The organism is Lamprocystis purpurea DSM 4197 (assembly GCF_000379525.1).
Taxonomy (GTDB): Bacteria; Pseudomonadota; Gammaproteobacteria; order Chromatiales; family Chromatiaceae; genus Thiodictyon; species Thiodictyon purpureum.
In genome coordinates, this window is the sequence record NZ_KB902490.1 from 45,858 (window position 1) to 70,220 (window position 24,363).

The following is a 24,363-nucleotide window of genomic DNA, read 5'->3' on the forward strand; positions in this document are numbered from 1 at the left end:
GGATCATCCCGTCATCCAGGCTAACCCGTGTATTGCGCATCCGGCGCCGACGGCAATTCGACCCGGAACTCGGCCCCCGGCTCACGATTGACCACCTCCACCCGCCCGCCCATGGCCTGCACCAGGCGCTCGACCAGGGCCAACCCGATACCGGTACCTGGAATCGCACGCCGCGCGGCGTCCTCCCCGCGGTAAAAGAGTTGAAACACCTGCCGCAGCGCTGCCCGCGGCACCCCGGGTCCGAAATCGCGGACAGCCACCCGCACCCAACCCGCGCGCGGACACTCGCAGCGGATCTCAACGATCTTCGGTTCGGCCTGCGCGGCGAACTTGACCGCGTTATCCACCAGGTTGATCAGTATTTGCACAAAGGCATCCGGGTCCGCCTGGACCACCCCCGGCGCCCGACACTCCAGCACCAACGTGAACCCCGCGCGCTCCACCTGGGCGGTCACCCGCTCCTGCACCAAATCCATCAGCGCGGTGAGCGGCACGGCCGCGGGCGACACGATGAGCGCATCCCGGTCGATCCGCGACAGGGTCAGCACATTGGCGATCAGCCGGGACAGCCGCTCGCTCTCTTCCTGAATATAGCGGTAATAGACCTGCCGACGGTCCGCGTCCGCGAAGCCGGCCCGCAGCAACTCCGCATAGAGCCGGATCGACGTCAGCGGGGTCTTGAGTTCATGGCTCACCGCGGACACGAACGCCTGCTGCTGACGGACCAGGCCGATCTGTTTTCGGCCCAGCCGATCCATGAGCCAGGTCCCGGCAACCAGCACCAGGGTCAACAGACCTGCCACCCAGCCGATCACCGCCGCACCCGGCGGCACCGGCAGCCGCCCGACGCTGAAGATCAACTCCAACCCGCCGAAGGGTTCGCGCGGCCGGGTCCGATAGAGCAGCGCGCCGGACAGTTCGCGAACACTGGAGATAGACCCCCGCTCTTGCCGGGCGCGGAAGGCGGTCAGGACCTCATCTCGAAAGGCGACGATCAGATCGGTGGTCAGCGCCAGCCCGGTCGCCTGGAAGGGCTCGCCCATGAGGCCGATCAGGAACGGCTCCTGCTCGATCAGTAACCCCTGGATGATCCGCGCACCGCCCTGATGCACGGCGCGGAAGAGCACGAAGTGCCCGCTGCCAAGCAGCCCCAGCGTCAGCGGTTCCACCGTGTTGGTGAAGAGCCTGACGGTTGACGCCGCACCCCTGTCACCGCGTTGGGCGGCCAGTGCCGCAGCGGCCGGCGCATCCTGCGCTCCCTCCCGTCGTGGCGAGTTGACGGCAGATGCGGCCGACGTGCGGGCGCGCAACACCGCATCCGCAGGCGGCGCCGGCTTGGCCGCCGTGGGAGCCGGGGCGGCCCGTTTCGCCAGCGCGGCGTCCAGAGCAAGGGCTTCCACCGGCCCAAGACCCTGAACGGCGGGGGCTGACAGCGCCACCCCGTCATCGGCCTCGACCTTGGCCTTGGCCTTGTCGGTGGCGGACCTGGTATTCGCATAGCGGGACTCGCCCAATGCATCGAACGCCTGTTGGGAGAGCCGCTCGCGCGCTGCCGTGACCTTCGCCGGCGCGGTCTCGGGCAACGCGGCCGACGCCGCCTGCTCCCGGCCCGGCGCCTCAACCGGAACAGGCCCCCGCTCGACCAGGCGATTGCCGATCAGTACCCCCTCGATCCGCGCCGCCGCCGCCTGGCGCCGCGCCAGTTCCGCGGGGTCGATTCCATAGCGCGCCGGCGCGCGCGCATCCTCCGGTACCAGCGGGGTGCTGAAGTCGCCCTGCTCGTCCACCTGAAACCAGCCCACCAGGCCCGGAACATCCGTTTGGATCGGGTGTTGTGCGAGCGGTGAGCGCTGCACACCCGGGCGCTCCGGGTCGCCGGTCAGAAACCCATAGTCGGTCACCGGACGCGCATCCTCGACCCGGGCGATCTCGCCCAAACGCCGGTCCACCCGCGCCGCCAGCTCGGCGGCGGCGACCTGCTGTTGTCTGAAGGACTCCCACTTGAGCTGGTCATAGGCTTTGTAGACCAGCACGGTGCTGGGTAGGGCCAAGGCGATGAAGAAGAGCCCGAGCCAGAGGCGCAGGCGCGTGCGCTGCCGGTCGAGGCCCTGGCCCTTCATCCGCGCAAAACCATCATGACGCCTCCCCATCCGCTCCGACCAGCAGCCGGTACCCGACCCCGCGCACCGTCAGCAGCACCCGCGGAGCCGCCGGGTCGGTTTCCAGCTTGCGGCGCAGCTTGGCGATATGAATGTCCACCGTGCGGGTCTCGATACCGCAGCCGCGCGAGTAGCCCCACACCTTGGTCAGCAATTCGTCGCGTGACACCGGGCGCTCGCCATGGGCGGCCAGATACTGGATGATCGCTACCTCCCGACGGGTAAAAGGAATCTGCACCGCACCGCGGCACCCGACCAGATTGGCCGTATCCAGCGTCAAGTCGCCCAACCGCAGACTTGGCGCCCCGGCCAACGCACCCTGACTGCGCCGCAGCACCGCCTGCACCCGCAGCACCAATTCAGTGATCGAGAACGGCTTGGCAACATAATCATCGGCGCCGAGCTTGAGCCCGCGAATGATGTCCTCGTCCGCCCCGAGGGCCGTCAGCATGATGATGGGTTGAGCGCGATCCACCACCCGCACCCGATCGCAAATGGCGAAGCCGTCCAGTCCGGGCAACATCAGATCCAGCAAAATCAGGTCGAAGGTACCCGTAAGCGCCAGGTTGAGCCCGGTGGGTCCATCCGCGGCGGATTCGACCGCGAACCCGTGAAAGACGAACAGGTCGGTCAGACCAACCCGGATCGGCTCTTCGTCCTCGATGATCAACAGGCGCTGGCGTTTCGACATGGGCGATGCGTGATGAGTGACGTAACGAGTCAAGAACAAGTTATACCCAATCGTTGTCGTTGTCGTTGTCGTTGTCGTAATCGAGTTTACGATACCCGCGAGCATACCCACATTGAATCGCTTCTTCGATCACGACAGCGACAACGACAACGATTCGCTGGACTGATCGCCAAGGTCCGCTAACCACCGTTTCAGCATCGGCCGTCAGCCATGTTCTTTCCGTAAATTGCTTGTAAAACCCTTGCATCCGGTTTTACGCCGCCATGCCTGACCGAACCGCCTGCCCCGCTCTAGACTGCAATCAGACCGAATGCAGATTCCCTGGAGGTGACGACCATGGCACTCATGACCCGGCTGGCGCGTCTGGTGCGCGCCGATCTCAACGCCATCCTCGATCGGCTGGAAGCACCCGAGTTGGTGCTCGCCCAGTCCGTGCGGGAGATGGAACAGGCCCTGGACCAGGAGCGGCGCACCTTGGCCGGAATGGACCGGGAACTCGAACGGCTCGCGCGGCGCGACCAGGCCTTCGCCGAAGAAGAAACCCGCGCCACGGACGCCCTGGCCGAGGGCCTGGCCGAGGGTCGCGAAGCCCTGGCTCGCCCGCTGATCCGCCGCCGACTGGAGGCCGGCCGTCGCCGTGCCGTCATCCGGAGACAGGGCGTCGAGCGCGGCGCCGAGCGGGATCGACTGGCGCAACGACTCGCGGCCCACGCCAGTCGATTGGACGACCTGCGCACCCGCGCCGATCGCTGGCTGGCGGACACCGCGCCGACCGCGGACGAGCGATCACCAACGTGGGATCAGGACCCAGTGTGGTCGGAACCGGACACCGGCGTCTCGGACGCTGAGGTGGAACTGGAACTGCTGCGGCTGCGCCGCCGCCAGGGGGTGACCCCATGAACCGCCCGACCTTCCTTGAAGGTGCACTGGTGGCACTCATCGCCGCCGTCGCCGCCGCGGTGCTCAATAGCGGCCTGGGTCTGTTCGTCCCGGCCCGCGAGGCCCTGGCCCTGACCACTGCCGCCTTGGGTCTCGGCTACCTGCTCTACCTGCTCGGACGCAGCGGTGAGCGCGCCGGCAGGATGGTCATCGTACTGGCCTGGGTGCCGGTCACCGCCGCCGCTCTGGCGCTGGCCCCCGGTGTCTGGTCACCCATCCTGGTGCAACTCGGATGGGTGTGGCTGGTCCGCGTCTGGTGTTTCCAGGGAACCCCGACCGCCGCACTGCTCGACCTGGGCCTGATCCTGGCCGGCGTCGGCGCCGCGCTCTGGGCCGGCGGCCACAGCGGCAGCCTGTTCCTGGCGGTCTGGAGTCTGCTGCTGGTCCAGGCGCTGTTCGGCATCATCCCGGCCCGACCGGGGCATCCCGCCAGCAGCGCCGCCGGTCCGGCGACCGCAGCGGATCCGTTCGACCTGGCACGGCGGTCGGCCGAATGGGCCTTGCGTCGGATCGTGCGGTAATCCCGCCAAAGACCGCGAAAGTTGCGTAGCCACCCCGAATCAACGCTAACGGAGCCAATCATGAACACCAAACTCGTCGGTCTCGCGCTCTTCGGCCTCACGGCCGCCGCCGTCACCGCTTACCCCGCCTTGACGCGAACACCAGTGCCCCACCCGGGCGATCAGGACCCCGCCATCGTCCTCCCGCACCCGGGCCGGCGCCCGGTCGTGGAGGCGGTCTTCGTGCTGGATACGACCGGCAGTATGGGCGGGCTGATCCAGGCCGCCAAGGATAAGGTCTGGTCCATCGCCTCCACCCTGGCTTCCGCACAACCGGCACCCGAAGTGCGCATGGGCCTGGTCGCCTACCGCGACCGCGGCGACGACTACGTGACCCGGGTCATTGACCTTTCACCCGACCTGGACCAGATCCAGGCCGAGTTGTTCAAGCTCCAGGCCCAAGGCGGCGGGGACGGTCCCGAGAGCGTCAATCAGGCGCTCCACGAGGCCGTCACGCGGATCGGCTGGAGCCGGGACCCGGCCGTCTATCGCGTGGTCTTCCTGGTCGGCGACGCCCCGCCTCACCAGGATTACCCCAACGATGTCCCCTATGCCCAGACCCTGGCGGAAGCCGGCCGCCGCGGCATCCGCGTCAACACGATCCAGTGCGGTCAACAACCGGACACTCGCGGGGAATGGCAGCGCATCGCTCAACTTGGCAACGGCGGTTACTTCCAGGTCGACCAGGCCGGCAGTGCCGTCGCCATCACCACACCCTATGATGCCCCGCTGGCCAAGCTGTCGGCCGAGTTGGACGGCACGCGACTCTATTTCGGCAGCGCCGACGAACGCGCCAAACGCAATGATGCGGTCGACGCGGCCAAGGCCGTTCAGGCGGCCTCCGCACCTGCCGTGCTGGCCCGGCGTGCCGAGTTTGTCGCATCCGAGAGCGGCGCCTCCAGCCTGCTCGGCGACCAGGAACTGGTCGAGGCCGTGACCAGCGGCCGCGTGGACCTGGACAAACTGCAACCGGAGCAACTGCCCCAGCCCCTGGCCGAGTTGGACAGCGATGCGCGGGCGCGGGTGGTCAAAGAAACGGCGCAGCGGCGGGACGCCTTGCGCGTCCAGATCCAGGACATCTCGGCCAAACGCGCCGGCTACCTCAAGCAAGAGGTGGAAGCCGCCGGCGGGGCCGAGGACTCCCTGGACCACCAGGTCTGGAACGCGGTGCGCGAACAGGGGGCGGACGCCGGCCTGAGTTATGGCACTGGTGGGCCAAAATATTGAAAATGGACAACGCTTGACCCCACCTCAACCACCGGGAGCGAACCGGATGTTTCGAGCCTATTTCGGCGGCCTGCGAACCGGCCGCCTCGCCCGCCTGCCCTTCCTGGGATTTCTGCTCCTGCTCTCCATCCTGTTCGTCTTGTATGGACTCGGGATCGCCTTCGGTGTCGGCCTGGCCGAACACCTGATCCGCGCGGACCGCGTGCCCGCTCCGGCCGATCTGTTGCAGCAGATCGACGTCAGGGCGCTGGCCCTGCTGGGGCCGCTGGTCCTCGTCTTCGGCTTTGCAAAGGCGAATCTGCTCGCCAAGCGGATTCGCGACATGGGTCTGCCCGGTTGGCGGACATTGCTGGTAATCGCCATCGCCGCCGCGGGGCTGGGCTATGCGATGCACGCGAGCGGTGTGCCCCCGCGCGAAAGCTACCCGATTCATGGAGCAATCAGCGGCATCCTCTCGCTCGGCCTGCTGCTGATTCCCAGCGGGTTGTTCCACCCCCGGCCAGCGTCCGCCGAGACCTTGGGCAAAAATTTTGACCACAGATGAACGCAGTTTTTTCTTCATCTGTTACACTCGATGAAATCTGTGGAAAAACCGGGGGATCGCTTTGGCCCAAACGGCGATCATGGCTGCCCTGCCGCAGTCGACGCGGCCCCCGCCGCAGCCGAAAATCCTCGCGTCCCTGGATTGACCCTGTGGCCATGGAGACCCTGGTGCCGGCAGGTGACCCGGCGGCGGATTGCCTGACACAAATATTCGCCAACGCACCGGATATTCCTGATGCTGCAGCGGGTCAAACGAAGTGACCGGGCGTGGATCAGTTCTGATGGCCGTTCACAATCGGAGCGGGAGTGTCAGTAGATGAGCAACTCCTCGATTCCTCTCAGCAAAGAGATCGGCGAGCGTCTCCGCGACGCGCGGCGTTCCGCCAAACTAACCCTCGGTGACCTGTCCGAGCGTACCGAATGGCGACTCTCCAAGTCGCGAATCAGCAACTACGAGCAGGGCATTCGACGGATGGGCGTCGAAGAGGCGCGGGAATTGGCCGCCGCCTTGGGGACTGTGACGCCGGCGTGGCTGTTATGCGTCGAGAACCCGATGGACCTCGGCCTCGACGAGATGGATCTGATCAACCGCTACCGCGCGACCGATGCCCGCGGCCGCGCGCTGCTGATGGGTTTGGTTGGCATGTTGTCGGCGACGGGTGACGAATCTGGGTCAGCGGGTTCCCCGGCCTGATGTCGTCTGCGCGGACCTTTGTGTAGGGGCGGGTTTGAAACCCGCCCCTACGTCCGGTTATCACGTCCGAAGGCGATAAGACAGAACGCCCTACTAGGTAACCGGCACCCGAGGTAGGGAATCCATTCCATAGCCGCCTGGAGCGTGACGCGCCGCGCGCAGTCAATCGGCATAGAAAATAATTTTCAACATACTGATCGTAAATCTCTATTTATTTTCCGACAAGCTTACCAAATTATGGCACGATGTATGCTTTATTAGGACTAAGCGAGCAAGCCGGCAAGACGCCGCACCGTCAGAACCCATGGCCCCCAGGCCATCACGGGAAACGCGTTTTCATACCGGACATGCACTCTCGCCACAGCCGCACATCCTGTGCAGTCTTTTTGAATTTCAGAGCATACAGACATGGCAAAAGTCGCAAACTCCACTGATTCCTCCAGCCTGGCAGAAGTGGTCGACCGCATCCTGGACAAGGGCATCGTCATCGACGCGTGGATCAAGGTCTCGCTGGTCGGGATCGAGCTGCTCGCCATCGAAGCGCGTATCGTCATCGCGTCGGTCGAGACCTACCTGAAATATGCCGAGGCCATCGGCCTCACCGCCCCGGCTGCCGCCCCGGCCTGATCGAGCCCCGCACCCGCTGGGGATGCCGCCTGGCGTCGATGCGGCAATCGCATCGACGCCAGACGGCATCCCGCGGCGGATCAAATCCCCTACCGCCAAGACCGACCCGCGACATCCTCGCGGCGGGCGTCAATACGACCCGAACAGGATGACCGGACGCCGCAAGTTTCCGATCACTTCAAGCAACGCATCAAGGCCGCCGTCAGCCAATCGAATCCCACGCGCTCCTGTTCCAAGCGCAGGTTTTGGCGGATGCGATTGTCGCGCAATTCATTGAACAAGGCCGCTTCCGCAGCGGTGAGCCGCAGCAGGTCATGGGTGACCTGGTCAGCCTCCTCGCCCCACAGGGCTTCATGCGCCATCAGTGTCGGGCGATCCATCAGGAAAGACGCCACCCGAGGGAAACGACCGCGCAACTGATCGAGGATCGCGAAGCCATGGGTGTCGATGTCGCCCCAGTAGTGGATGGCGCAGCGCGCCGGCCACTCGGCCTGCGCTAATGCATCCCATCCATAGCCGGCACCGAAGACCACCAGGGCATCCGCGGCGGGCGGGAAGGCCAGAAAGTTGGTCTCGTTTTCGGTGATGAATAGACGCTGCACCGGCACCTCGAGTCGCCCGAAGCTCGCCGCGTCGAGCGTCACATCGGGCAAGTCCGGACCCGGCAGCAGGCAGAGCCGCGCATCGAGCACCCGAAAGCGGATCCGGTCCGGCTTGTCGAGAAAACCATAGCGCGCGGCGAACTGACCGACACCGCTGCGATCGGCGGCGATGGCGCCTGCCGGCAACGCCAGGTCGAGCAACTCGGCGAGGACCCCACGGTAGGCCTCGATAAACTTGCTGTGCACACCCGGAATGTCCACTTGCCGCAGGTAGATACCGGGACGGGGATGGGCGGCCAGCCAGTCCACCACCGCGAGCAACTGCGGCCACCGCGGCGCCAGCTCGATGGCCTGCAAGGGCCGCTTGCCGACCCATTCCACCAAGGCCGGCCGGCGTGAACGCGTGAGCGCCAACAGCTCGGCGAAGCGTTCGGCCTCCCGTCGCTTGCCGATCAACCCGAGTGCGTCATCGCGTGTGTCGACCCAGATCGACTGGGGGAGGCGCTGTGACCCCAGCACCCGATGATTGACCTCACGCCACAGGACCCGCCACTGCGCGACGGCGACCAGTTCGGCAATCCAGGCACGGACGGACTCGAATTGCTCGGCCAGCTCGGTTGAGCCGGGTCCCTTCAGTGTCAGACGCAGCGGGAAGCGCGGCTCGCCCGTGACCAGTGGACGCAGCAGTTCGCCACGCTCCCACAGCCGGCGCAGTTGCGCCTTCAGATCGCTGGCCGTCGTCCAGTTCATACCCTGAGTTCGGCCTTGCGCGCCCGGTATTCCTCGATGGACAGGTTACGCAGCTTGGAGGACCGGCCGCCCTCGTTGTGGACAAAGCCAACGCTTGCGACATAGGGCTCGATGATGTGGATCTTCTGCAGCGGGGTGACGATCAGCAGTTGCAGATTGAGCTGCTTGAAGAGTTGGAGCCCGTACTGGGTCGACTCGTCCGAACCCCGGCCGAAGGCCTCGTCGATGACCACGAAGCGGAATGAGCGCGAACGCACCGCCCCCCATTCCAGTCCGAATTGATAGGCGAGACTGGCCGCGAGGATGGTATACGCGAGCTTTTCCTTTTGGCCGCCGGACTTGCCGCCGGAGTCCGAATAGTGTTCATACTCGGCCCCGTCCTCGCGCCAGCGCTCGCTGGCGGCGAACAGAAACCAATTGCGCACATCGGTCACCTTGGCGGTCCAGCGCCGGTCCTGATCCGAGGTCCCATCGCGGCCCCGGAAGCGGTCGATGATGGCCTTGACCTGCATGAACTTGGCATCCGAGTACTGCGCGTCCTCAGAACCGGTCAGCGCCCCCTCGGTGCAGGCGCGCAGATCGCACTGAAAGTCCCGGATCTCGGTATCGGGGCTGATCTGCGATTCCAGCACGATGTAGCGCCCCGGGTTGTAGTCGATCTGGGTAAGCGATTCGTTGATGCGGGCCAGGCGCTCGCGGATGGTCTCGCGCTCGCGGGCGAGTTGCGCGTTGAAGTTCGCGATCTCGTTAATCGTATTGACGTTCAGGAGTTCCTTGAAGCGTAGCTCGAAACGCGGCAGATCGTCCCGACCCAACTGGTCCAGGAGCTTGCGATATTCGAATGCGGCCTCGAGGCTCGCGTCGAATTCGGCGGTCTCGAGCCGGTAGGCGTCCTTGAAAGCCGACATCGCCTTGATGATCCGCTCGGCGAGCCGGGCGATCCCGCGGGCCTCGGTGTCCATCCGCTGCTGCAAGCTGTCACGCAACTCGCGCTCGCGGTGGTCACAGGACTCGATCGACAGTTGGTGCTCGCCCAAGACCTGAGCCCGCAGGGCGTCCAGCCGCAGACGCAATGACGCATCCATCACGGTGACCAGGGCGACGGTCTCCAGGCGCAAGGCCGCGGCGGCCTCTTGCCTGGTCTCGACGCCGCCCAGGTCTTTGTTCAGGGACGACAAGGCCGCCTCGCTCGCATTCAAGGCCACTTCGACCGCGGCCAACTGGGCCGCCAGTTCGCGCAAGCGGTCGCTGGCCGCCTCCAGCCTGGCCCGCTCATCCTGCAGACGCGCGATGGTGGCCGCACAGCTTTGCCAATCCAGGTCACGAAAGACATCGAACTCATGCAGCGCCGCCAGGGTCTCGATGCTCCGACGCAACTGCGACTGTTCGGCCTGCGCCTTGGCGATGGACGACCCGATCCCGCCCATCCGGGTCTCAAGCGCCCGCCGCTGCACCTCCAATGCCGCGATCTTGGCCGCGTTGCTCCAACCCAGCACATAGCGGCCGCGGTCATCGAGCCGGTGGCGATCGTCCTTCTCGTGGCGTTCCCCCGGCGCCTTGACCTGGCCGCTGCGCGTCAGGGCGCGGGTCTCGCGGCGAAACTGTTCCGGGGTGGCGCAACAGGCATAGTCGAAGCGGCGCGCGAGTTCCGGCTCAAGCCAATCGTAGAAGACCGAATCGGGCCGAATGGCGAGCCGGCGCACCAGTGAATCCGGATGCAATGACGGCCCCTCGGCCGCCCTGCCGGAGCGCACGCGGAAATACACCAGGCGCCCGGCCAGATGGGTGCTGTCCACCCAGGCGGCGACCTGCGCATAGTGCGCATCCGGCACCAGCAGCGACAGGCCGAAGTTGTGCAGGACGCGTTCGATGGCGCCTTCCCAATCACGGGCCTCCTCGCGCACCTGGAGCAGCTCACCAGCAAAAGGCATCGCCGCTGCATCGAGCGCCAATGCCGCGCAGATAGCCGTGCGCATCGCCACCTGCGACGACGGGATATTGCTCTGCCGCGCCTTGAGGCTGGCGATCTCCTCGGTGAGCGTCTGGTGCTCGCGCTTGCCCTCGCGCATGGACACACCCCATTCGGTGATCTGGTTCTGCAGGTCACTCTCCTGCTGACTCAGATCCTCGCGCCTCTGCATCCAGTGCTGCCGCTGTGCCGCGAAGGCGGCCTCATCGGCAGCCGGTGACTCACCGATGGCCGCGAGCAGGTCGGCATGACGCTCGGCCCGCTGCCGACGACGGTCACGCTCGCGTTCCTGGTCGCGAATCTGAATGGCAAGCTGCTCCAGACGGTCACCGCCGTTGTCCGCAACCGCGCGCTTGAGCCGATCCAATTCGGTGCGTTCCTGGTCGCGTTGCTCGACCCGCCTTGCCTGCTGCGCCATGAGGCGCGCCTGATCCTCGGCCAGCAGGTGCAGCCGCCGGTCCAACAGTGCGAGTTTCAATTCGGCGAAATAGGGTCGCAAGGCCTCGCGACAGGCGCGCAGATCTTCGAGTTCGACCGCCTGGATGCGGTGGCGGTCGCAATCGGCGACCAGCGGGGTGAGCAGCTCCACCTGATGCTTGGCCTTGAGCACCGCTTCGTGCGCCCGGTTGAGGTCGTCGAAGTGAGTAATGAGGGCCGCGATGCGGGGGCCCACGTCGAAGGGCTCCAGCATGTGACTGCGCACAAAGTCGGTGAGGTTGCCCACCGACTTCATCGAGACGGTCTGGAGGAAGAGTTCCAGTGCCTGCTCGTTGTCGATGCCGAAGCGGCGCCTGAACCAGGCGCCGTATTTGGGGAAGCTGTCCTCGATCTCGGCGCCCAGTCGGCGCAACTGCTTGCGCAGTTGCCCGATGTCGGTCCCGAATCGACTGAAATCCTTGGTAATCGACAGGTCGCGCTCGGCGCCGACGAAGAAGCGCGCCGGCTGACCCTGGGCGTCCTTCATCCAGAAGACCTGCGCCAGTGTCACCGTCTGGTCATAGCCCGCATTGTGAAAGACAGCCAGAATGACCGAATAGCTGTTGTGGTCGCGCAACGAGACCGGTTTGGCCGTCCCGGTCACCTCATTGCGCTCCGACTTGTAATGCCCGAGCACATAGGAGCGCAGGGTCCGCTCCTTGCTGTCGGCCCCGGCGGCCTTGTTGTAGGCGATGCGCTGCACCGGCACCAGCAGGGTGGTGATCGCGTCCACCAGGGTCGACTTGCCGGAGCCGATATCACCGGTCAGAAGGCAGTTTCTGCCGTTCAGGTGCAGCGTCCAGCAGCGCTCGTCGAAGGTACCCCAGTTGAAGACCTCGAGCCGCTGGAGGCGAAAGCCCGCCAGGGTATCGTCCGCGACGAAATCAAAATCCAGGGTCAGCGGCTCATTCATCGTCCGTACCGTCGATGGCGCCCGTCGGTCCCGCGAGATGGACCTGATAGGCGGCCAACCGCGTATCGAAGTCCGCCAGCCATTGGGCATCGACAAAGGCTTTGAGGATGCGCCGCACCTCAAAGCCGGACGGGCCGCCGGCGGCCTTCAGACGGCGCACGAATCCCAGTTCGATGACCTTGTTCAGGTGCGTATCGATCTGGTCGATGAGCCTCGCCTCATTGCTGCTGTCGGGCAGAAAGACCCGCACCAGTTCGACGATGTCCTCGCGGGTGAGCACGAGCCTGGTGTCACCGCCGCCGGCATCCGACTCGGCGAGCTTCTTGCGCAGTAAGGCCAGCAAGAGACTGACCGGAAACGACAGTGGCCGGCGCGCGACCAGGCGGGGCAGCCGCGGGGCGGCATCCTCCGCGTCCGGTTCGGGGCGGCTCTTCAGGAAGGCATAGCCCTCGGCCTCGTCGAGCACCAGTTCGAGGCCCAGGACCGCGACAGTGTCGCGCACCCGAGCCTGCAGGCCGAGCAGTACGCCCCAGAGGCGCTCGTCACCTTCGCGGTAAATCACCCCCTTGAGCAGCGTGATCGCCAGCGCCGACAACTCCGCACCGACGGCAACCGGTGTTGGTTCTTCGATAGCCTCACCTCACAAAGATGACCCGCGGCAGCCGGGCGCAGCGTTCAATCGCGTCGCCGCCGGTCGTCAGCGCCGGCCAGGCGATCACTTCCGGGGTGTCCTCATCGACCACGATCTTGAATGAGTCGCTGCCCAACTGCAGGTAGGCCACCAGTTCGGCCAGACCCTGCTGTAAGGGCCGCGTCTGTGTCAGTTCGCGCAGCGTGACCTGCGCACGATCCTGCAAGGCGTGGCGGATATGGTGCGCAAGCGCTGCGCGGTCCACCATGATTTGAGCGTAAAGCCCGGCGGCATCGCAATCGGAGTCACCCGCCTCCAACGCGATATCCGCGATCAGCGGCTTGCGCGCCGGGGTGAACAGCGGACGCTCCATGGGCAGCTCCACCGCGGCGGCGGACTCCGGGATCTCCATCACCTCACCCGCGGGCGGCGTGTCGCGCAGCGCCAGGGCCTTGGCCTCGATGCCATGCAGGATGTCCATGATACGGCGATTCTCAAGCCACGCCTGATCGTCCAGAAAGCGCCGCAGTTGCTGCGAAAGTTGCGCCACCGTGCGCTGCGTATGCTCGCCGGCCTCCAGCCAATCGTAATGCACCCGTCGGGTGCGCGCATCCGGATTCAATGCCGCCACCGGGGGCAACTCGACGACCCGCGCCAGTAGGCCGGTCAATTCCTCTTGTCGGCGGCTGGACATCAGGAAATCCCAGAAGGCCCGGAAACTGCGTCCCTGATCGGAATCGGCGATCGCATCGCGCTCACCCATGATCTCCTCCAGCAACGCCCCCTTGGCCCCCTCCCAGAGCGCGATGCGCTCGCGCACCCGTCGATCCAGCAGGCGAAAATTGTGCTCCACCTCACGAAAGTCGGTCAGCAGGTCGCGGGCCAGTTGGGTAAACTGCTGGAAGCGATCCTTGAGNCCGGTATCGTCCAGGAGCGGCACGTCGCCCGCCGCGACCCGGCCGATCTCGGCATCGATCTCGTCGCGCCGTTTCTGCAACTCGGCGATACGCTTGGCCGGGTCTGACTCACTGCCCTCGGACATCTGCTGGAGCAAGGCAAACAGCGTCAACAGGCGTGATTCGGTGCCGACGAAACTGCGTTCGGTCAGGGTCCCAAGCCAGGCGATAACCTTCTCGGTCGCGGGCGTCAGGTCGAATTGCGGTTCGTCCGACCCCCGGGCGTAAAACTTGCGCAGCCAGCCCTTCTCCGGACTGGCCCAGTCATTCAGGTAGTTAAGTGCCGACTTCGGGAAGGCATCCGCGCCCAGGCGCGTGCGCAATTCGTACAACGCGTCCTCCAGGGCCTCGGCCAGATCGGCCGCCCCCATCACCCGCACATTCGGTTCAATGAACACGCGCTGAAGAAAGCTCGCCACCAGCGCGGCATGGTCGGACCGCAGCAGCCGCCAGCCGGGGTGGTGGGTGCGCAGCGTTTCGAGGGTGTCAAAATCCATTGTGCGACCGATTCAGAACGAACTTTATGGACCGCCTGCACGATGCGACGCACGGCCTCGTCGAGCAAAGCGGAACTGACTGCATTCATGTGGGAGTTGACCGTGACAGATTTCGCTCTCGATGATGATACGCTCAAGGTTGGTGTCGTGGTCCGGCGGCGGTGAGATCAGGCCGACTCCGGCGGCGGAATGGCGCACCGGGACGATCCAGGGGCTATCCTGGCGGGCAACTGGCCACCCTCGCCGGACTTGACGCTACATGAAGCAAGTTGACAAGTGTCTGGTTCGCCGTGAAAGCACCGCGGACGGGTTTGTCCGCATCGGGCCTATAATACGCCCAACCGCACCGCGCGTTCCGAGCTGGCGAGACCGAGCTTGAGGCGTGGGCTGATCGCGTTGTCAGCGATGTTGGCAGACCACTTGACAGGTGCTACTGTCCGCACTAACCAAGCCCAGCGACAGGCGTCCATGAGCGTGAAATTCTCCGAAGACGTGGTCCCGTTAGCGGATCTCAAGGTCAATCCTGGTCGCGTGGTCAAGCACGCGGCCGAGGCTCATCGGCCCGTGCTGCTCACCAGCCGAGGGCGCGGGGTCGCCGTTATGCAGTCCGTGGCCGACTACGAGCAGGCCGCCGAGGAGCGCGCCTTCATGCGTGCCGTAGTCGCGGGATTGGCCGACTTGGACACGGGCCGCGAGGTCTCTCTCGCCGAGGCCAAGGCCAGATTCGGCGTGGCCTAGGGGCGTGACTGTCGCCAGAGTTAGCTTCGCCGAGTCCGCACTCGGCGACTTGACGGGCATCCAGGAGTGGTACACCGACGAAGGGGTGCCGGAGGTTGGCGACCGGCTTGTCACTGAAATCTTCGAACGCGTGGAGGTGCTCGCCGACCACCCGAGCATCGGGCGTATCGTTCCGAAGTTCGGCCAAACCTTCCTGCGCGAGTTGATCCACCCTCCTTTCCGGATCGTCTATCGCCTCGACGCGCAGCGCGTTCGTAGCGTTCGTGTGTGGCGGAGCGAACGGTTGTTACGGCTGCCGGCATCGGCCAAGGCACAGGACCCCGCAGGTTGAGCATTTACCACTTCGACGGCCGCCAACTCCTGCCGGGACACCCTGGCGATAACCCACCGGATGCGTTCCCGTTTCATCGCCATCAGTTTGTCTACCATCACCCATGAGGCTCGTTCAACGCTTCCGTATGGGAGCTTGACCGCGACGCGATAGGCCAAGTCTTCTTGGTGACTGATGAAGGGGCAGACGCGATCGCACGGTCTGACGGTGGTTGGTGTTGTCGAGCTTGGCGGTTGCGATCATGGGAGCGACCTCTTGACTCTGATTGAACAGGTCGAGGACCGGGCCACCGCACTTGAGATCCTCGGATCCTTGCTGCGCTACTATGTCCAAGGCACCGGGCGTGTGGAAGAACGCGATGTCCGCGCCCTGCTGGAAAAGACCCCACCGGAGACCCCATCATGCAAACCTTTATCGACCGCTATATAGAGCAAGGCAGACAACAAGGCATCGAACAAGGTGTGACGCGCGGTCTACAGGAGGGTGAGACAGCCATTCTACTACGCCTGATCGACCGAAAATCCGGTCCCCCGAGCGAAGCGGTACGCACGCGCATTACCAGTGCGGACGCCGACACCCTGCTGCGGTGGTCCGACCGCATCCTGACCGCGGACAGCCTGGACGCTGTATTGCATTGAGCGACGCAGGGAACGTGGTACGTCCTTTCTTGCTGGAGCGAAAACCGTGGTCAGTTCCAGGTTTTCGGTCTTGCCCGGTTTTGCGCAAGAGGCCGGATGGTATTCCAGCAGTTCCAAATTTGGGTGGAGCAACCGGCAGGGAGCCGTCGGCGGGGCAGATGGTGGATGCGCTACGCTTATCCACCCTACGAAACCGGCGCTGCTGTAGGGTGGATAAGGCGCGCCGCTCGGTGTCAAGGACCCGGTACGTCGGTTGCGCGCGCCGCATCCACCAGGGGTCGCGCGATGCCGCCCAAATTTGGAACTGCTGATGGTATTCGAACCCGGCCCCTTTCCTCTCCGAAACGCCCCTGATACGCCGCATTTTCGCTGTTTCAAAGAATTGTTATCAGATGCTTTTTTTCTATGTCGGCAGCAACCCGAGAAAGTCTCTTAACGCCAATTCGACTAGCGCTAGTCTCGCCGCGACACTCGGGCGATGACCGATCGGATGAGTTCCCACTTAACAGCCATGACTTTGTCCACCATCACCCACGAGAATCTTTCAGTGTCCCCATATGACGTTGTTCGGGTCCAAGCGCGACTCTCACCGCGCAATCGGAAGCATTTCCACGCCGTTAATTCTATGCGATAACACCTTGCCCCCACCGATATTCGCACCAGCGCTTCGGAGTCAGATAAGAGTTACCGTAAAGCCATTGCACCAAGCACCACGGAAACCACGGTGAAGAACAAGGTGGCCCAGCTAAGAAAGAGCAATAAATTGTGGTTTCTGAGCCGTTTGTTCTGTTCGGGGCGCGCATCGTCCAGCGTATCGCAGATTTCCTTTAACTTCCGGTAGTGGGCTCTTGCCTCCTCGTAATACTCATGCCGGCTATCAAATTCAGCGCGCGCCTTATCCAGCAGGTGTTTTGCTTCCCTAGCTGAGGCGATGATGCGATCGTATCCCGGACAGGTTATCTCAATTTTTCGATAGTCATCCTTAAAGATCTCTACTCTTCTAAGGCAATAAATAATGCCTGAATCCAGCGCATCGAAGAGAGCGCGCTTTGCATGGGCTTCCGCTCGGCGAAACTCTTCCTCGGGAGTAATGGACGTCTTGCCGGACAGCGCATTTAACAGGTGACGCCCGGCATATCTGAGTTGGTTGATCGCCGTGGTGTCAAGCCCAACCCAAAGACTGGACAGGGCTAAACCGTTCTAGCTAACTTTCAGTGATTCAACGTGCGGTTGTCCTCGACTCTGGACACTGCCCGGCCGCTCGGGTATAAAGCGCGTCGGCCCCCTGCTGCCCGAGCGCGCATGCGTGAATCTCCGCGAAGTCATCGTCGAACCCGTCGCCGCGCCCGAGGAGGCGCGCTTCCAGGCCCTGATGGATGCCCATCACTACTTGGGCGCGCTGCCGAAGATCGGGGACACGCTGTGGTATGTCGCCACCTGGCAGGGCCAGTGGCTNCCCGGCCGATCTCGGCATCGATCTCGTCGCGCCGTTTCTGCAACTCGGCGATACGCTTGGCCGGGTCTGACTCACTGCCCTCGGACATCTGCTTGAGCAAGGCAAACAGCGTCAACAGGCGTGACTCGGTGCCGACGAAACCGCGTTCGGTCAGGGTCCCAAGCCAGGCAATGACCTTTTCGGTCGCGGGTGTCAGGTCGAATTGCGGTTCGTCCGACCCCCGGGCGTAAAACTTGCGCAGCCAGCCCTTCTCCGGACTGGCCCAGTCATTCAGATAGTTGAGTGCGGACTTCGGGAAGGCATCCGCGCCCAGGCGGGTGCGCAGTTCGTACAACGCGTCCTCCAGGGCCTCGGCCAGATCGACCGCCCCCATCACCCGCACATTCGGCTCAATGAACACGCGCTGAAGAAAGCTCGCCACCAGCGCGGCATGGTCGGACCGCAGCAGCCGCCAGCCGGGGTGGTGGGTACGCAGGGCTTCGAGGGTGTCAAAATCCATAGTGAGGACTGAACGCATGGCGTGGATTCTGTTGCTTGTGGCCGGGATACTTGAGGTTGGCTGGGCCATCGGGCTCAAGTACACGGAAGGCTTGACGCGGCTCTGGCCAAGCGTCTTCACTTTCGCGGCAATGACTGGCAGCGTCGTCTTGCTCGCCATCGCCATGAAGTCGCTCCCAGTGGGCACCTCCTACGCGGTGTGGGTGGGCGTCGGGGCTGTGGGAACAGCCATCCTGGGCATCATCCTGTTCGGTGAGTCGGCCAACGCAGGTCGCCTGGCTAGCCTTGGTCTCATCGTGGCGGGCATCATAGGGCTCAAGCTGGCAACGCCGGGGTAGTCCGCCGTGGTTTGGGGGATTCCGGATTCCGGGGACAGTACTCAACTCCATCCGGCGGGTGCGAAGCGGCCCGACCGCCGCTGGAGCCCGTCACCCCGAACGCGCTACCTTGGCAAATCCGACCACCCCATCAACCACTCATCCAGGCGATGCCGCCCGAATGCCAACCGCAAAGCTGCGCCCGGTGGTGCCCAGGGCCACGGCGATGCCGCCGGTCAGGTACTCGCAGGCATGGTCGCCAACCCCTGTCACCACCGCGGCGACCCCGGCGTTGCCCGCACCGAAGCGCTCGCCGGCCACGTCGCGGCAAAGCGCTGCTTGAACCAGGTCTACAGGTGCTTGGGCCGCCGCGAAAGCGCCGACGGCGGATTGTCCGCGCCCATCAAGCCGATCACACGACCAGCGACCACGGGGAACCCGCATCGGACCTAGAGTCGCCCCCACCGCAACGCGCGTTGCGAGGCTCCCCATGACCCGACACCTGAAAGCGATCGACTACGGCAGCGTCTTTCGCCCCCTTGCACCAGTCCAGATCGCCGAACACCAGGAGGTCTCCCTGCTGGTGGAGACGCCCGACGAGGAGCCGTCCGACGCAACAACGCAAATGGCCATGCCCCCAGGCTTGGAGACCGCATGACATCACCACACCCAACAACCCAAGCCACTATTCCCCGACCTCCTGCAATGCGTCGGCCATCAACGAGGGGCTGAGATACAAGCCATCGCGGATTAACCGCTCAACAACCGGCCGCGCGGCGGCTATCCAACCCATACGCTTGGCCGCGAGAACAACGCCCAGGGTCCCAGCCAAGGGAATACCAAGACTGCGAGCGCATTGCCTGGCGGCCCCGTCGTCCAAGACCGCGAGAGCGCCCGGCAGCTTCAGGCAATGCGCAAGCACCTGAGTCTCGCCTTTGCCAAGGTCCCAGGCGGCGATCACAAGAGGCACGGCGCAGTCGTCCACCAGCCGAATACGAGGGGTCGCCTGCATGGCGTCGATAATGCCCTGGCCGTCCTCCCCGACCGTAATCTCCTGCACAACCCCGCGTGGTATCTCAACGCCGCCGATGGCGAGGTCGCCGAGCCAGGTCAAACCACCAACTCGCGACAGGAAGATAACAGGCGAGGCATTGACGACTATCCGGTCAAGCACACCAATTCCTCACGTAACTCCGCGATATCGGCCTGCACCGCGGACACCCGGCGGCGGTAAAGCTCATCCAAGAATCGGGACCGACTAATAGCGAGGATGTCGGCTCCCTTGCTTTGCGAGATACGCCCCTCAGCGTACCACTGCACCACGGCGGCGGTCTTGACCTCCGCCGCCAATTGGCCCGGTCCCTGACGCAGCGCGGACATGGTACCGGCATCAAAATCGAGGACGATTTGGGTCATTGATGCACCTTGATAAAAATGTTACTCGGGGGTTACGGGGCGCGACAAGCCGTCGTGCAAAGACGAAGGGATTCCGGGGACAGTATACTCAACTAAGTCCGGCGGGTGCGAAGCGGCCTGACCGCCGCTTCCGCCTGTCACCCCGAACGCGCTACGTGGGCAAATCCGACCGCCCCATCAACCACTCATCCAGGCGATGCCGCCCGACATGCCAACCGCAAAGTGGCGCCCGGTGGTGCCCAGGGCCACGGCGATGCCGCCGGTCATCTACTCGCAGGCATGGTTGCCAACCCCTTCCACCACCGCGGCGACTCCGGAGTTGCGCACACCGAAGCGCTCGCTGGCCACGCCGCGCCAAAGCGCTGCTTGAAACAGGTCTACAGGTGCCTGGACCACTGCAACAGCACCGACGGCGGATTGTCCGCACCCATCGAGCCGATCACACAACCAGCGACCACCGGAAACCCGCATCGGACTTATAATCGCCCCCACCGCAACCCGCGTTCCGAGACGCCCCATGACCCGACACCAGAAAGCGATCGACGAAGGCGGCGTCTTTCGCCCCCTTGAACCGGTCGAGATCGCCGAACACCAGGAGGTCTCCCTGCTGGTGGAGACGCACGACGAGGAGCTGGCCAACGCAGAAAAAGATATGCCCATCTGGGATTGTGCCGCGCAACTGATGCGCGACATCCCCGAAGACTTGCTCAATGCCCTCCCGACAGACGGCGCTTCCCAGCACGACCACTACCTTTACGGCGCCCCGAAACGCTCCTGAGCGGAGCCGGCAGGCCGCATGGTCACCATGGAGACTCGGCGCTGGCATCCGGTGTGCGGGTGGTCTATATTGCGTACGCAAATGTTCAATAACTGAGGTTGCCATGAGCCTGCGTGTCGGTATGCGTGAGCTGCGGGAAAAACTGGCCGATTATCTCGAATCGTCGGTGCCGATCGAGGTGACCCGGCACGGCCAGACCATTGGCTTCTACATTCCGCTGCCTAAGCGTGCGAACCAGTCGGAGCGCGATGCCATGCTCGACGCTGGGCGTCGGATGCAGGAAGAACTGATCCGGCTCGGTATCACCGAGGACGAACTGGTCGCGGATTTCAAGGATTGGCGCAAGTCGCGGGATGCAGTCTAAACGCCTCGTCATACTGGTCGAAGCNGAGGCTTGCGCCCGCATTGCCCGGCGAGATGAGAGAGACCGGCCGACGCTGGCGGCTGCTCTTCTACTGGACTGCCCAGTCTGGACCGAAGACCAGGATTTTTTCGGGACCGGCGTTCCGACTTGGGCGACAGCAACGGTCGAGATTTACTTGAGGGCGCTTTGAACAGTTTACTGAAGGTTCAGTAGACCTGCACTGGGTCCGGCAAGACGGATTGCCGAGAACTGGGTCGATCTGACGCCCATCGCGGGTGACATTTCCAAAACGGCCGTACCGGTCAGGTCTTGCAATGACGCAGTCGCGCCGGGAGGCGGAAATGTGTGATTGCAAGACCTTACCTCACTCCTGCCCCTGGACGGGGCCTGGAAAGACGGCCAGTTCCAGGATTAATTCAGTCAATAATTCCCACGCAGTTAAGCGCATCAACCGCTTCGCCGGTTAAAAATCCGTAAGCATTCCCATAAAGAAAGTGCTCACGTTTCAGCACGCAGCGGATAAATTGCTCTACTAAATCAGCGGTCCAGATCCTACCGTGCGGCGGCAATGGGCTCCATTCCACGTGATCTTCCGGAGGTATCCCGCTCCAATGCCAAGGGCTGGCTTCGTCCGCTTGGCCGAAGCGATCATGTAAAGGATGCCCTTGAAGGTTTCCAAGGATCTGTTCCGTAACCATTTTTGTAGCTACGTCATCGTCTCGATCCGCACGATTCAATCGCTTCGGCCAGAAGCGGTAATTGCCTTGCATATGAGGGAGATTCTTCCGAAAGCACCAGTCCCTAACAAAATGATTGACGACATCAGCGTCATGCCCGAAGAATGCACTGCATCCTTGTTGCAATATTGCGTCGTCTATCGTCATATTAAGAAGCTGATTACGCGCAACGATGTGATCTGCCTCGAATGGACTGCCTTTACCGAAAAGGGCGGGGATATCTTCGTGCTCGGTTTCGCCATACATCGCCTCCAGTCCGACCCGCTGGTTCCACATCAATAGAAAACGGTTCACGCTGGAGTCTGCCCAACTTCTCAGTAATAGACGCCTGGCAGACCGGACTGCCATTTCCCGTGGCGTAGGTAGCGACAACGGATGATCTCGGCTTATGTCCCCGACCGTTTGATCTGCGGTCAAACTAGGCTCACTCCATCGGAAGCCAAGCGTTTCACGCCAACGACTATTCTCATCAACGCCATCAAGAACCAGGGCGATCATCGCCTGGAAAGAAAACCCCTGGTCGTTCTTGACTTGATCGAATACCTTGCGATTTAATGCGTCATCTCGCCGGGCGCGGGTAAGTCCATTAGCAAACAGAATCCAACGACGCATATCGTCCTGCTGCTGTATGTCCGGCGGTCCACCATTGAAGAATTCCAATTCCCATAGCAAGAGCGGGTGGAGTGTGATCGGTGCGATGCCTTCCTCGCTATCCGTAGAGCAGGAAAGCTGAAGCAGTGAAAAACCGTTGGGATTGGGAGCTGCGTCAGTATCGGGACGAAACCTCAATAGATTGAAGATATGCGTGAGTCCCTGGCTAAGTCGGGTTTCATTGGCAGCATTCACAGGCTCACAATACGCGTTCAACTTATTTTCGAGTTCTAGCCAGATTTCCTCGTGTTTTCTCTTTATCGTGTGCAAGCGACCCGCACTCAGGTGAAGCATGTCGCAATCCCGGGCGTTTGCATTATCATTTGCTTCCGGAACGCTTGCCAAGGCAACGCGGGTCAGCGCGTGGATGACATCTTCCGCTTCGATCATCTGCCCATAATAAGACCGCTGAAAGCCAGCCAGAGCATCATGACCTGGCTTGCCGAGCGTCAGCATTAGCTTGGAAACTGCGAGTTGCCTAGGGGTTATCGACACACCGCCACGACCAATGCGCTGAAAAATCTCGTAGCTCGCGTCTTCGTCTTCGTCTTCGTCTTCGTCTTCGTCTTCGTCGTGTTCTATGTGCTCAAGGCAAATTAACTGAAGCGCCAATCTTGCATTTGTCACGCGCCTCAGACCGCGGGCCAGAGTCGCGATGACTTCGTCGCGTGGTTGGGTTACTGGCTTTCCAAATTGTTGTAGTACTGGTTGATGGATGGGTGCAAGATCTGCTATTTGTGCCTCCAAATCTTCCGCGTAAGGCATTTTAAGCAAGTCACTTAAAAGAATTGGGCAATTTGCCTCCAGAGGAAACGTGTCCTCCAGCGACAACTGGTAATAATCTTGACCCGGCCAGTTCCCGATGGCCTGGATAGACTGCCATAGCTGCTGAAGTGTAGAATCGGTCAGTGGTTTAAAGTCATATTCGCCACTCACCTGCATGTGAAATCCAAAAGGGAATATCTTTGTGCAGGGGTGCAGCCAGTACTTGAACCGCAAAGGATGGGGTCCGCTGGGTGGTGCGAGATCAATCCACAAGCGGATGCTGGGATTTGGCTCAATGCCCGCAATAATAGCCGCAAGCCGCTGTTGCCCGTCCAGTACATCGAAATATTCGTTTTCTGCTTCGATGACCTCCCCTCTAACTCCATTATCGCCGAGAAGTCGGCTGGTGCCGTTTCCTTTTGTCAGCAAAAATGAAGGCAGTGGAAAACCTCTCAATAGAGAATCCCATAAGGCACAGATGCGGCCTTCCGACCAGACCGCGTTGCGCTGATACAAGGGTAGTAGCATACGCCTATCAGAATATGCTGCATAAACCTCCAGAAGCCCGACTTCCTCAATTCCGCGCTCGTCAAACCAGGGCATAGTTTCCTCGACTAGACCGTCGCGTAGTATGGGAAGTAGATGTCTGCATCCAACTTCGGGAAGGCGGCGCAAAACCGGCGCAACACTGATAAAGGGGGCAGGTTCGCATTGTTTCCGCTGCAATTCGCTCAGCACATAAGGCGCATTAGGTGGGAAATCTATACCTGGTTTTTCAGAAACCAGCGGAGGGACAGGCCACGGCTTCCTGTCGCTATCGCGATGCGCCTTCGTTCAGGAACACAGATCCGCCTCCGCATGCCCCGACACGCCCGCATTGTCGCGACCGGATTCCCGATGCACGCCACCCTTCGCGGTGTCGACCGGGCCGGGGATAAATCGGGGACGTACCCCGGTTCACCCCCAGACGACATGATAAACGCAGTCACGCCAGCCCGCTGGCCCCGACGGCACGCCGCAATCGGTCGATGACCTCTGCCGACGCACGAAAATTGGTTTCGCCGAGCAGTCGCTCGACGGCGGTATCGAAGCTCAACCAACCGCGCGATGCCGCGTCGGCGAAAATTCCCAAGGTTCCCGCAACGGCGAGACCCGTATCGATTGCGACTTGTCTGCCAATTCGCTCGTCGATGAGGAGCAGCTCGGCATGCCGCTCCGCGGCAAGCGCAATTGCCGCGGCCTCGCCTTGATCGAGACGCTCGCTACCGGGCGCGCAGGCGGCTGAAGCGGGCGCGATGCGCAGCCATGGCGGCGGATGTCGCAGGAGTGTGCGCGGAGCATCTCGGGAGCGCGGGCGTGCAGGCGCTCTTCGGCAACTTCGTTTGGGATAGTCGCCGTGCCGAAACGTCGGGGCAAGATGGCAACGCAATCGATCAAGG

At 63.0% G+C, this 24,363-nt stretch carries 26 protein-coding genes and 2 pseudogenes; 15 read left to right on the forward strand and 13 right to left on the reverse strand.

All coding sequences use genetic code 11. The annotated features are described in order from the left end of the window. Positions 1-20 precede the first annotated feature (20 nt). Entirely contained in the window at positions 21-2,120 is a 2,100-nt protein-coding gene (locus tag A39O_RS0111530) for a sensor histidine kinase (protein ID WP_020504810.1), read from the reverse strand. A 13-nt stretch (positions 2,121-2,133) separates the two neighbouring features. Then, the gene (locus tag A39O_RS0111535) at positions 2,134-2,850 is read right to left on the reverse strand and encodes a response regulator transcription factor (protein WP_020504811.1); all 717 of its coding nucleotides are present in this window, start codon (positions 2,848-2,850) and stop codon (positions 2,134-2,136) included. A gap of 336 nt (positions 2,851-3,186) precedes the next feature. Between A39O_RS0111535 and A39O_RS0111540 the strand changes: the two genes are divergently transcribed. From A39O_RS0111540 to gvpA, 6 genes are all read left to right on the forward strand, one after another. Next, entirely contained in the window at positions 3,187-3,750 is a 564-nt protein-coding gene (locus A39O_RS0111540) for a PspA/IM30 family protein (protein ID WP_020504812.1), read from the forward strand. After that, positions 3,747-4,310, forward strand: a complete 564-nt coding sequence (locus A39O_RS33140; RefSeq protein WP_020504813.1) for a hypothetical protein — start codon at positions 3,747-3,749, stop codon at positions 4,308-4,310. The genes A39O_RS0111540 and A39O_RS33140 overlap by 4 nt, the downstream gene beginning before the upstream one ends. A 60-nt stretch (positions 4,311-4,370) precedes the next feature. Further along, positions 4,371-5,576, forward strand: a complete 1,206-nt coding sequence (locus tag A39O_RS0111550; protein WP_020504814.1) for a vWA domain-containing protein — start codon at positions 4,371-4,373, stop codon at positions 5,574-5,576. Between the two features lie 46 nt (positions 5,577-5,622). Next, on the forward strand, positions 5,623-6,120 hold the full coding sequence (locus tag A39O_RS0111555) for a DUF805 domain-containing protein (protein WP_020504815.1): 498 nt from the start codon (positions 5,623-5,625) through the stop codon (positions 6,118-6,120). Positions 6,121-6,435: 315 nt separating this feature from the next. Continuing rightward, positions 6,436-6,813 (forward strand): helix-turn-helix domain-containing protein, encoded by a 378-nt coding sequence (locus A39O_RS0111560; RefSeq protein ID WP_020504816.1) that lies wholly within the window; start codon positions 6,436-6,438, stop codon positions 6,811-6,813. Between the two features lie 408 nt (positions 6,814-7,221). Continuing rightward, entirely contained in the window at positions 7,222-7,440 is a 219-nt protein-coding gene (gvpA, locus tag A39O_RS0111565) for a gas vesicle structural protein GvpA (RefSeq protein WP_026199334.1), read from the forward strand. A gap of 173 nt (positions 7,441-7,613) precedes the next feature. Here gvpA and A39O_RS0111570 read toward each other — a convergent pair whose 3' ends face one another. From A39O_RS0111570 to A39O_RS0111585, 4 genes are read right to left on the reverse strand one after another with little or no spacing between them, the layout of a single operon-like run. Continuing rightward, positions 7,614-8,792 (reverse strand): DUF3322 domain-containing protein, encoded by a 1,179-nt coding sequence (locus A39O_RS0111570; RefSeq protein ID WP_020504818.1) that lies wholly within the window; start codon positions 8,790-8,792, stop codon positions 7,614-7,616. Further along, complete coding sequence (locus A39O_RS0111575) at positions 8,789-12,151, reverse strand: ATP-binding protein (protein ID WP_020504819.1); 3,363 nt, start codon at positions 12,149-12,151, stop codon at positions 8,789-8,791. The genes A39O_RS0111570 and A39O_RS0111575 overlap by 4 nt, the downstream gene beginning before the upstream one ends. After that, on the reverse strand, positions 12,144-12,746 hold the full coding sequence (locus tag A39O_RS0111580) for a DUF4194 domain-containing protein (RefSeq protein ID WP_020504820.1): 603 nt from the start codon (positions 12,744-12,746) through the stop codon (positions 12,144-12,146). Before A39O_RS0111580 ends, A39O_RS0111575 begins: the two co-directional genes overlap by 8 nt. Before the next feature lie 40 nt (positions 12,747-12,786). Continuing rightward, positions 12,787-14,235 carry a DUF3375 domain-containing protein gene (locus A39O_RS0111585; RefSeq protein WP_020504821.1) on the reverse strand — a complete coding sequence of 483 codons (1,449 nt, stop codon included), beginning with the start codon at positions 14,233-14,235 and terminating at the stop codon, positions 12,787-12,789. A 468-nt stretch (positions 14,236-14,703) separates the two neighbouring features. On the opposite strand from A39O_RS0111585, the gene A39O_RS0111595 reads away from it, so the two are divergent. Both A39O_RS0111595 and A39O_RS0111600 read left to right on the forward strand, forming a co-directional pair. Next, positions 14,704-14,973, forward strand: a complete 270-nt coding sequence (locus A39O_RS0111595; RefSeq protein WP_026199336.1) for a type II toxin-antitoxin system Phd/YefM family antitoxin — start codon at positions 14,704-14,706, stop codon at positions 14,971-14,973. A 4-nt stretch (positions 14,974-14,977) separates the two neighbouring features. Continuing rightward, positions 14,978-15,304 (forward strand): type II toxin-antitoxin system RelE/ParE family toxin, encoded by a 327-nt coding sequence (locus tag A39O_RS0111600; protein WP_020504824.1) that lies wholly within the window; start codon positions 14,978-14,980, stop codon positions 15,302-15,304. Here A39O_RS0111600 and A39O_RS43530 read toward each other — a convergent pair. After that, a complete protein-coding gene (locus A39O_RS43530) occupies positions 15,202-15,480 on the reverse strand; it encodes a hypothetical protein (protein WP_407635634.1) in 279 nt (92 codons plus the stop codon). The genes A39O_RS0111600 and A39O_RS43530 overlap by 103 nt on opposite strands. A gap of 79 nt (positions 15,481-15,559) precedes the next feature. Between A39O_RS43530 and A39O_RS42655 the strand changes: the two genes are divergently transcribed. Both A39O_RS42655 and A39O_RS42660 read left to right on the forward strand, forming a co-directional pair. After that, the gene (locus A39O_RS42655) at positions 15,560-15,733 is read left to right on the forward strand and encodes a hypothetical protein (protein ID WP_245561880.1); all 174 of its coding nucleotides are present in this window, start codon (positions 15,560-15,562) and stop codon (positions 15,731-15,733) included. After that, positions 15,706-15,942, forward strand: coding sequence for an RpnC/YadD family protein (locus tag A39O_RS42660; RefSeq protein WP_051088801.1), 237 nt, complete (start codon positions 15,706-15,708; stop codon positions 15,940-15,942). Before A39O_RS42655 ends, A39O_RS42660 begins: the two co-directional genes overlap by 28 nt. A 1,322-nt stretch (positions 15,943-17,264) precedes the next feature. On the opposite strand, the gene A39O_RS33145 is transcribed toward A39O_RS42660, so the two are convergent. Next, positions 17,265-17,966 (reverse strand): DUF3375 family protein, encoded by a 702-nt coding sequence (locus A39O_RS33145; RefSeq protein ID WP_456073026.1) that lies wholly within the window; start codon positions 17,964-17,966, stop codon positions 17,265-17,267. Here A39O_RS33145 and sugE point away from each other — a divergent pair. Beyond that, on the forward strand, positions 17,914-18,234 hold the full coding sequence (gene sugE / locus A39O_RS0111620) for a quaternary ammonium compound efflux SMR transporter SugE (protein ID WP_020504827.1): 321 nt from the start codon (positions 17,914-17,916) through the stop codon (positions 18,232-18,234). The two genes, A39O_RS33145 and sugE, sit on opposite strands and share 53 nt — an antisense overlap. A gap of 139 nt (positions 18,235-18,373) precedes the next feature. Here the strand turns inward: sugE and A39O_RS43535 are convergent. Next, positions 18,374-18,540: pseudogene (locus A39O_RS43535) on the reverse strand (GltB/FmdC/FwdC-like GXGXG domain-containing protein); the annotation flags it as partial. 163 nt (positions 18,541-18,703) lie between these two features. Between A39O_RS43535 and A39O_RS40705 the strand changes: the two are divergent. Further along, positions 18,704-18,871 (forward strand): hypothetical protein, encoded by a 168-nt coding sequence (locus A39O_RS40705; RefSeq protein WP_020504828.1) that lies wholly within the window; start codon positions 18,704-18,706, stop codon positions 18,869-18,871. A 27-nt stretch (positions 18,872-18,898) separates the two neighbouring features. On the opposite strand, the gene A39O_RS0111635 is transcribed toward A39O_RS40705, so the two are convergent. The 3 genes and pseudogenes from A39O_RS0111635 to A39O_RS43815 form a co-directional block, all read right to left on the reverse strand. Continuing rightward, a complete protein-coding gene (locus tag A39O_RS0111635) occupies positions 18,899-19,387 on the reverse strand; it encodes a DUF3368 domain-containing protein (protein ID WP_026199337.1) in 489 nt (162 codons plus the stop codon). Beyond that, complete coding sequence (locus A39O_RS0111640; protein WP_020504830.1) at positions 19,372-19,629, reverse strand: UPF0175 family protein; 258 nt, start codon at positions 19,627-19,629, stop codon at positions 19,372-19,374. Before A39O_RS0111640 ends, A39O_RS0111635 begins: the two co-directional genes overlap by 16 nt. A 186-nt stretch (positions 19,630-19,815) precedes the next feature. Next, positions 19,816-19,986: pseudogene (locus tag A39O_RS43815) on the reverse strand (GltB/FmdC/FwdC-like GXGXG domain-containing protein); the annotation flags it as partial. Positions 19,987-20,146: 160 nt separating this feature from the next. On the opposite strand from A39O_RS43815, the gene A39O_RS0111655 reads away from it, so the two are divergent. The 3 genes from A39O_RS0111655 to A39O_RS43540 all read left to right on the forward strand — a co-directional run bounded on the left by A39O_RS0111655 (position 20,147) and on the right by A39O_RS43540 (position 20,961). Further along, on the forward strand, positions 20,147-20,407 hold the full coding sequence (locus A39O_RS0111655) for an antitoxin family protein (protein ID WP_020504832.1): 261 nt from the start codon (positions 20,147-20,149) through the stop codon (positions 20,405-20,407). A 103-nt stretch (positions 20,408-20,510) separates the two neighbouring features. Further along, on the forward strand, positions 20,511-20,771 hold the full coding sequence (locus A39O_RS0111660) for a prevent-host-death protein (protein WP_020504833.1): 261 nt from the start codon (positions 20,511-20,513) through the stop codon (positions 20,769-20,771). Continuing rightward, a complete protein-coding gene (locus A39O_RS43540; protein ID WP_020504834.1) occupies positions 20,761-20,961 on the forward strand; it encodes a PIN domain-containing protein in 201 nt (66 codons plus the stop codon). Before A39O_RS0111660 ends, A39O_RS43540 begins: the two co-directional genes overlap by 11 nt. Before the next feature lie 226 nt (positions 20,962-21,187). Here A39O_RS43540 and A39O_RS0111670 read toward each other — a convergent pair whose 3' ends face one another. Beyond that, positions 21,188-23,527, reverse strand: coding sequence for a DUF262 domain-containing protein (locus A39O_RS0111670; RefSeq protein WP_083924641.1), 2,340 nt, complete (start codon positions 23,525-23,527; stop codon positions 21,188-21,190). Positions 23,528-24,363 lie beyond the last annotated feature (836 nt).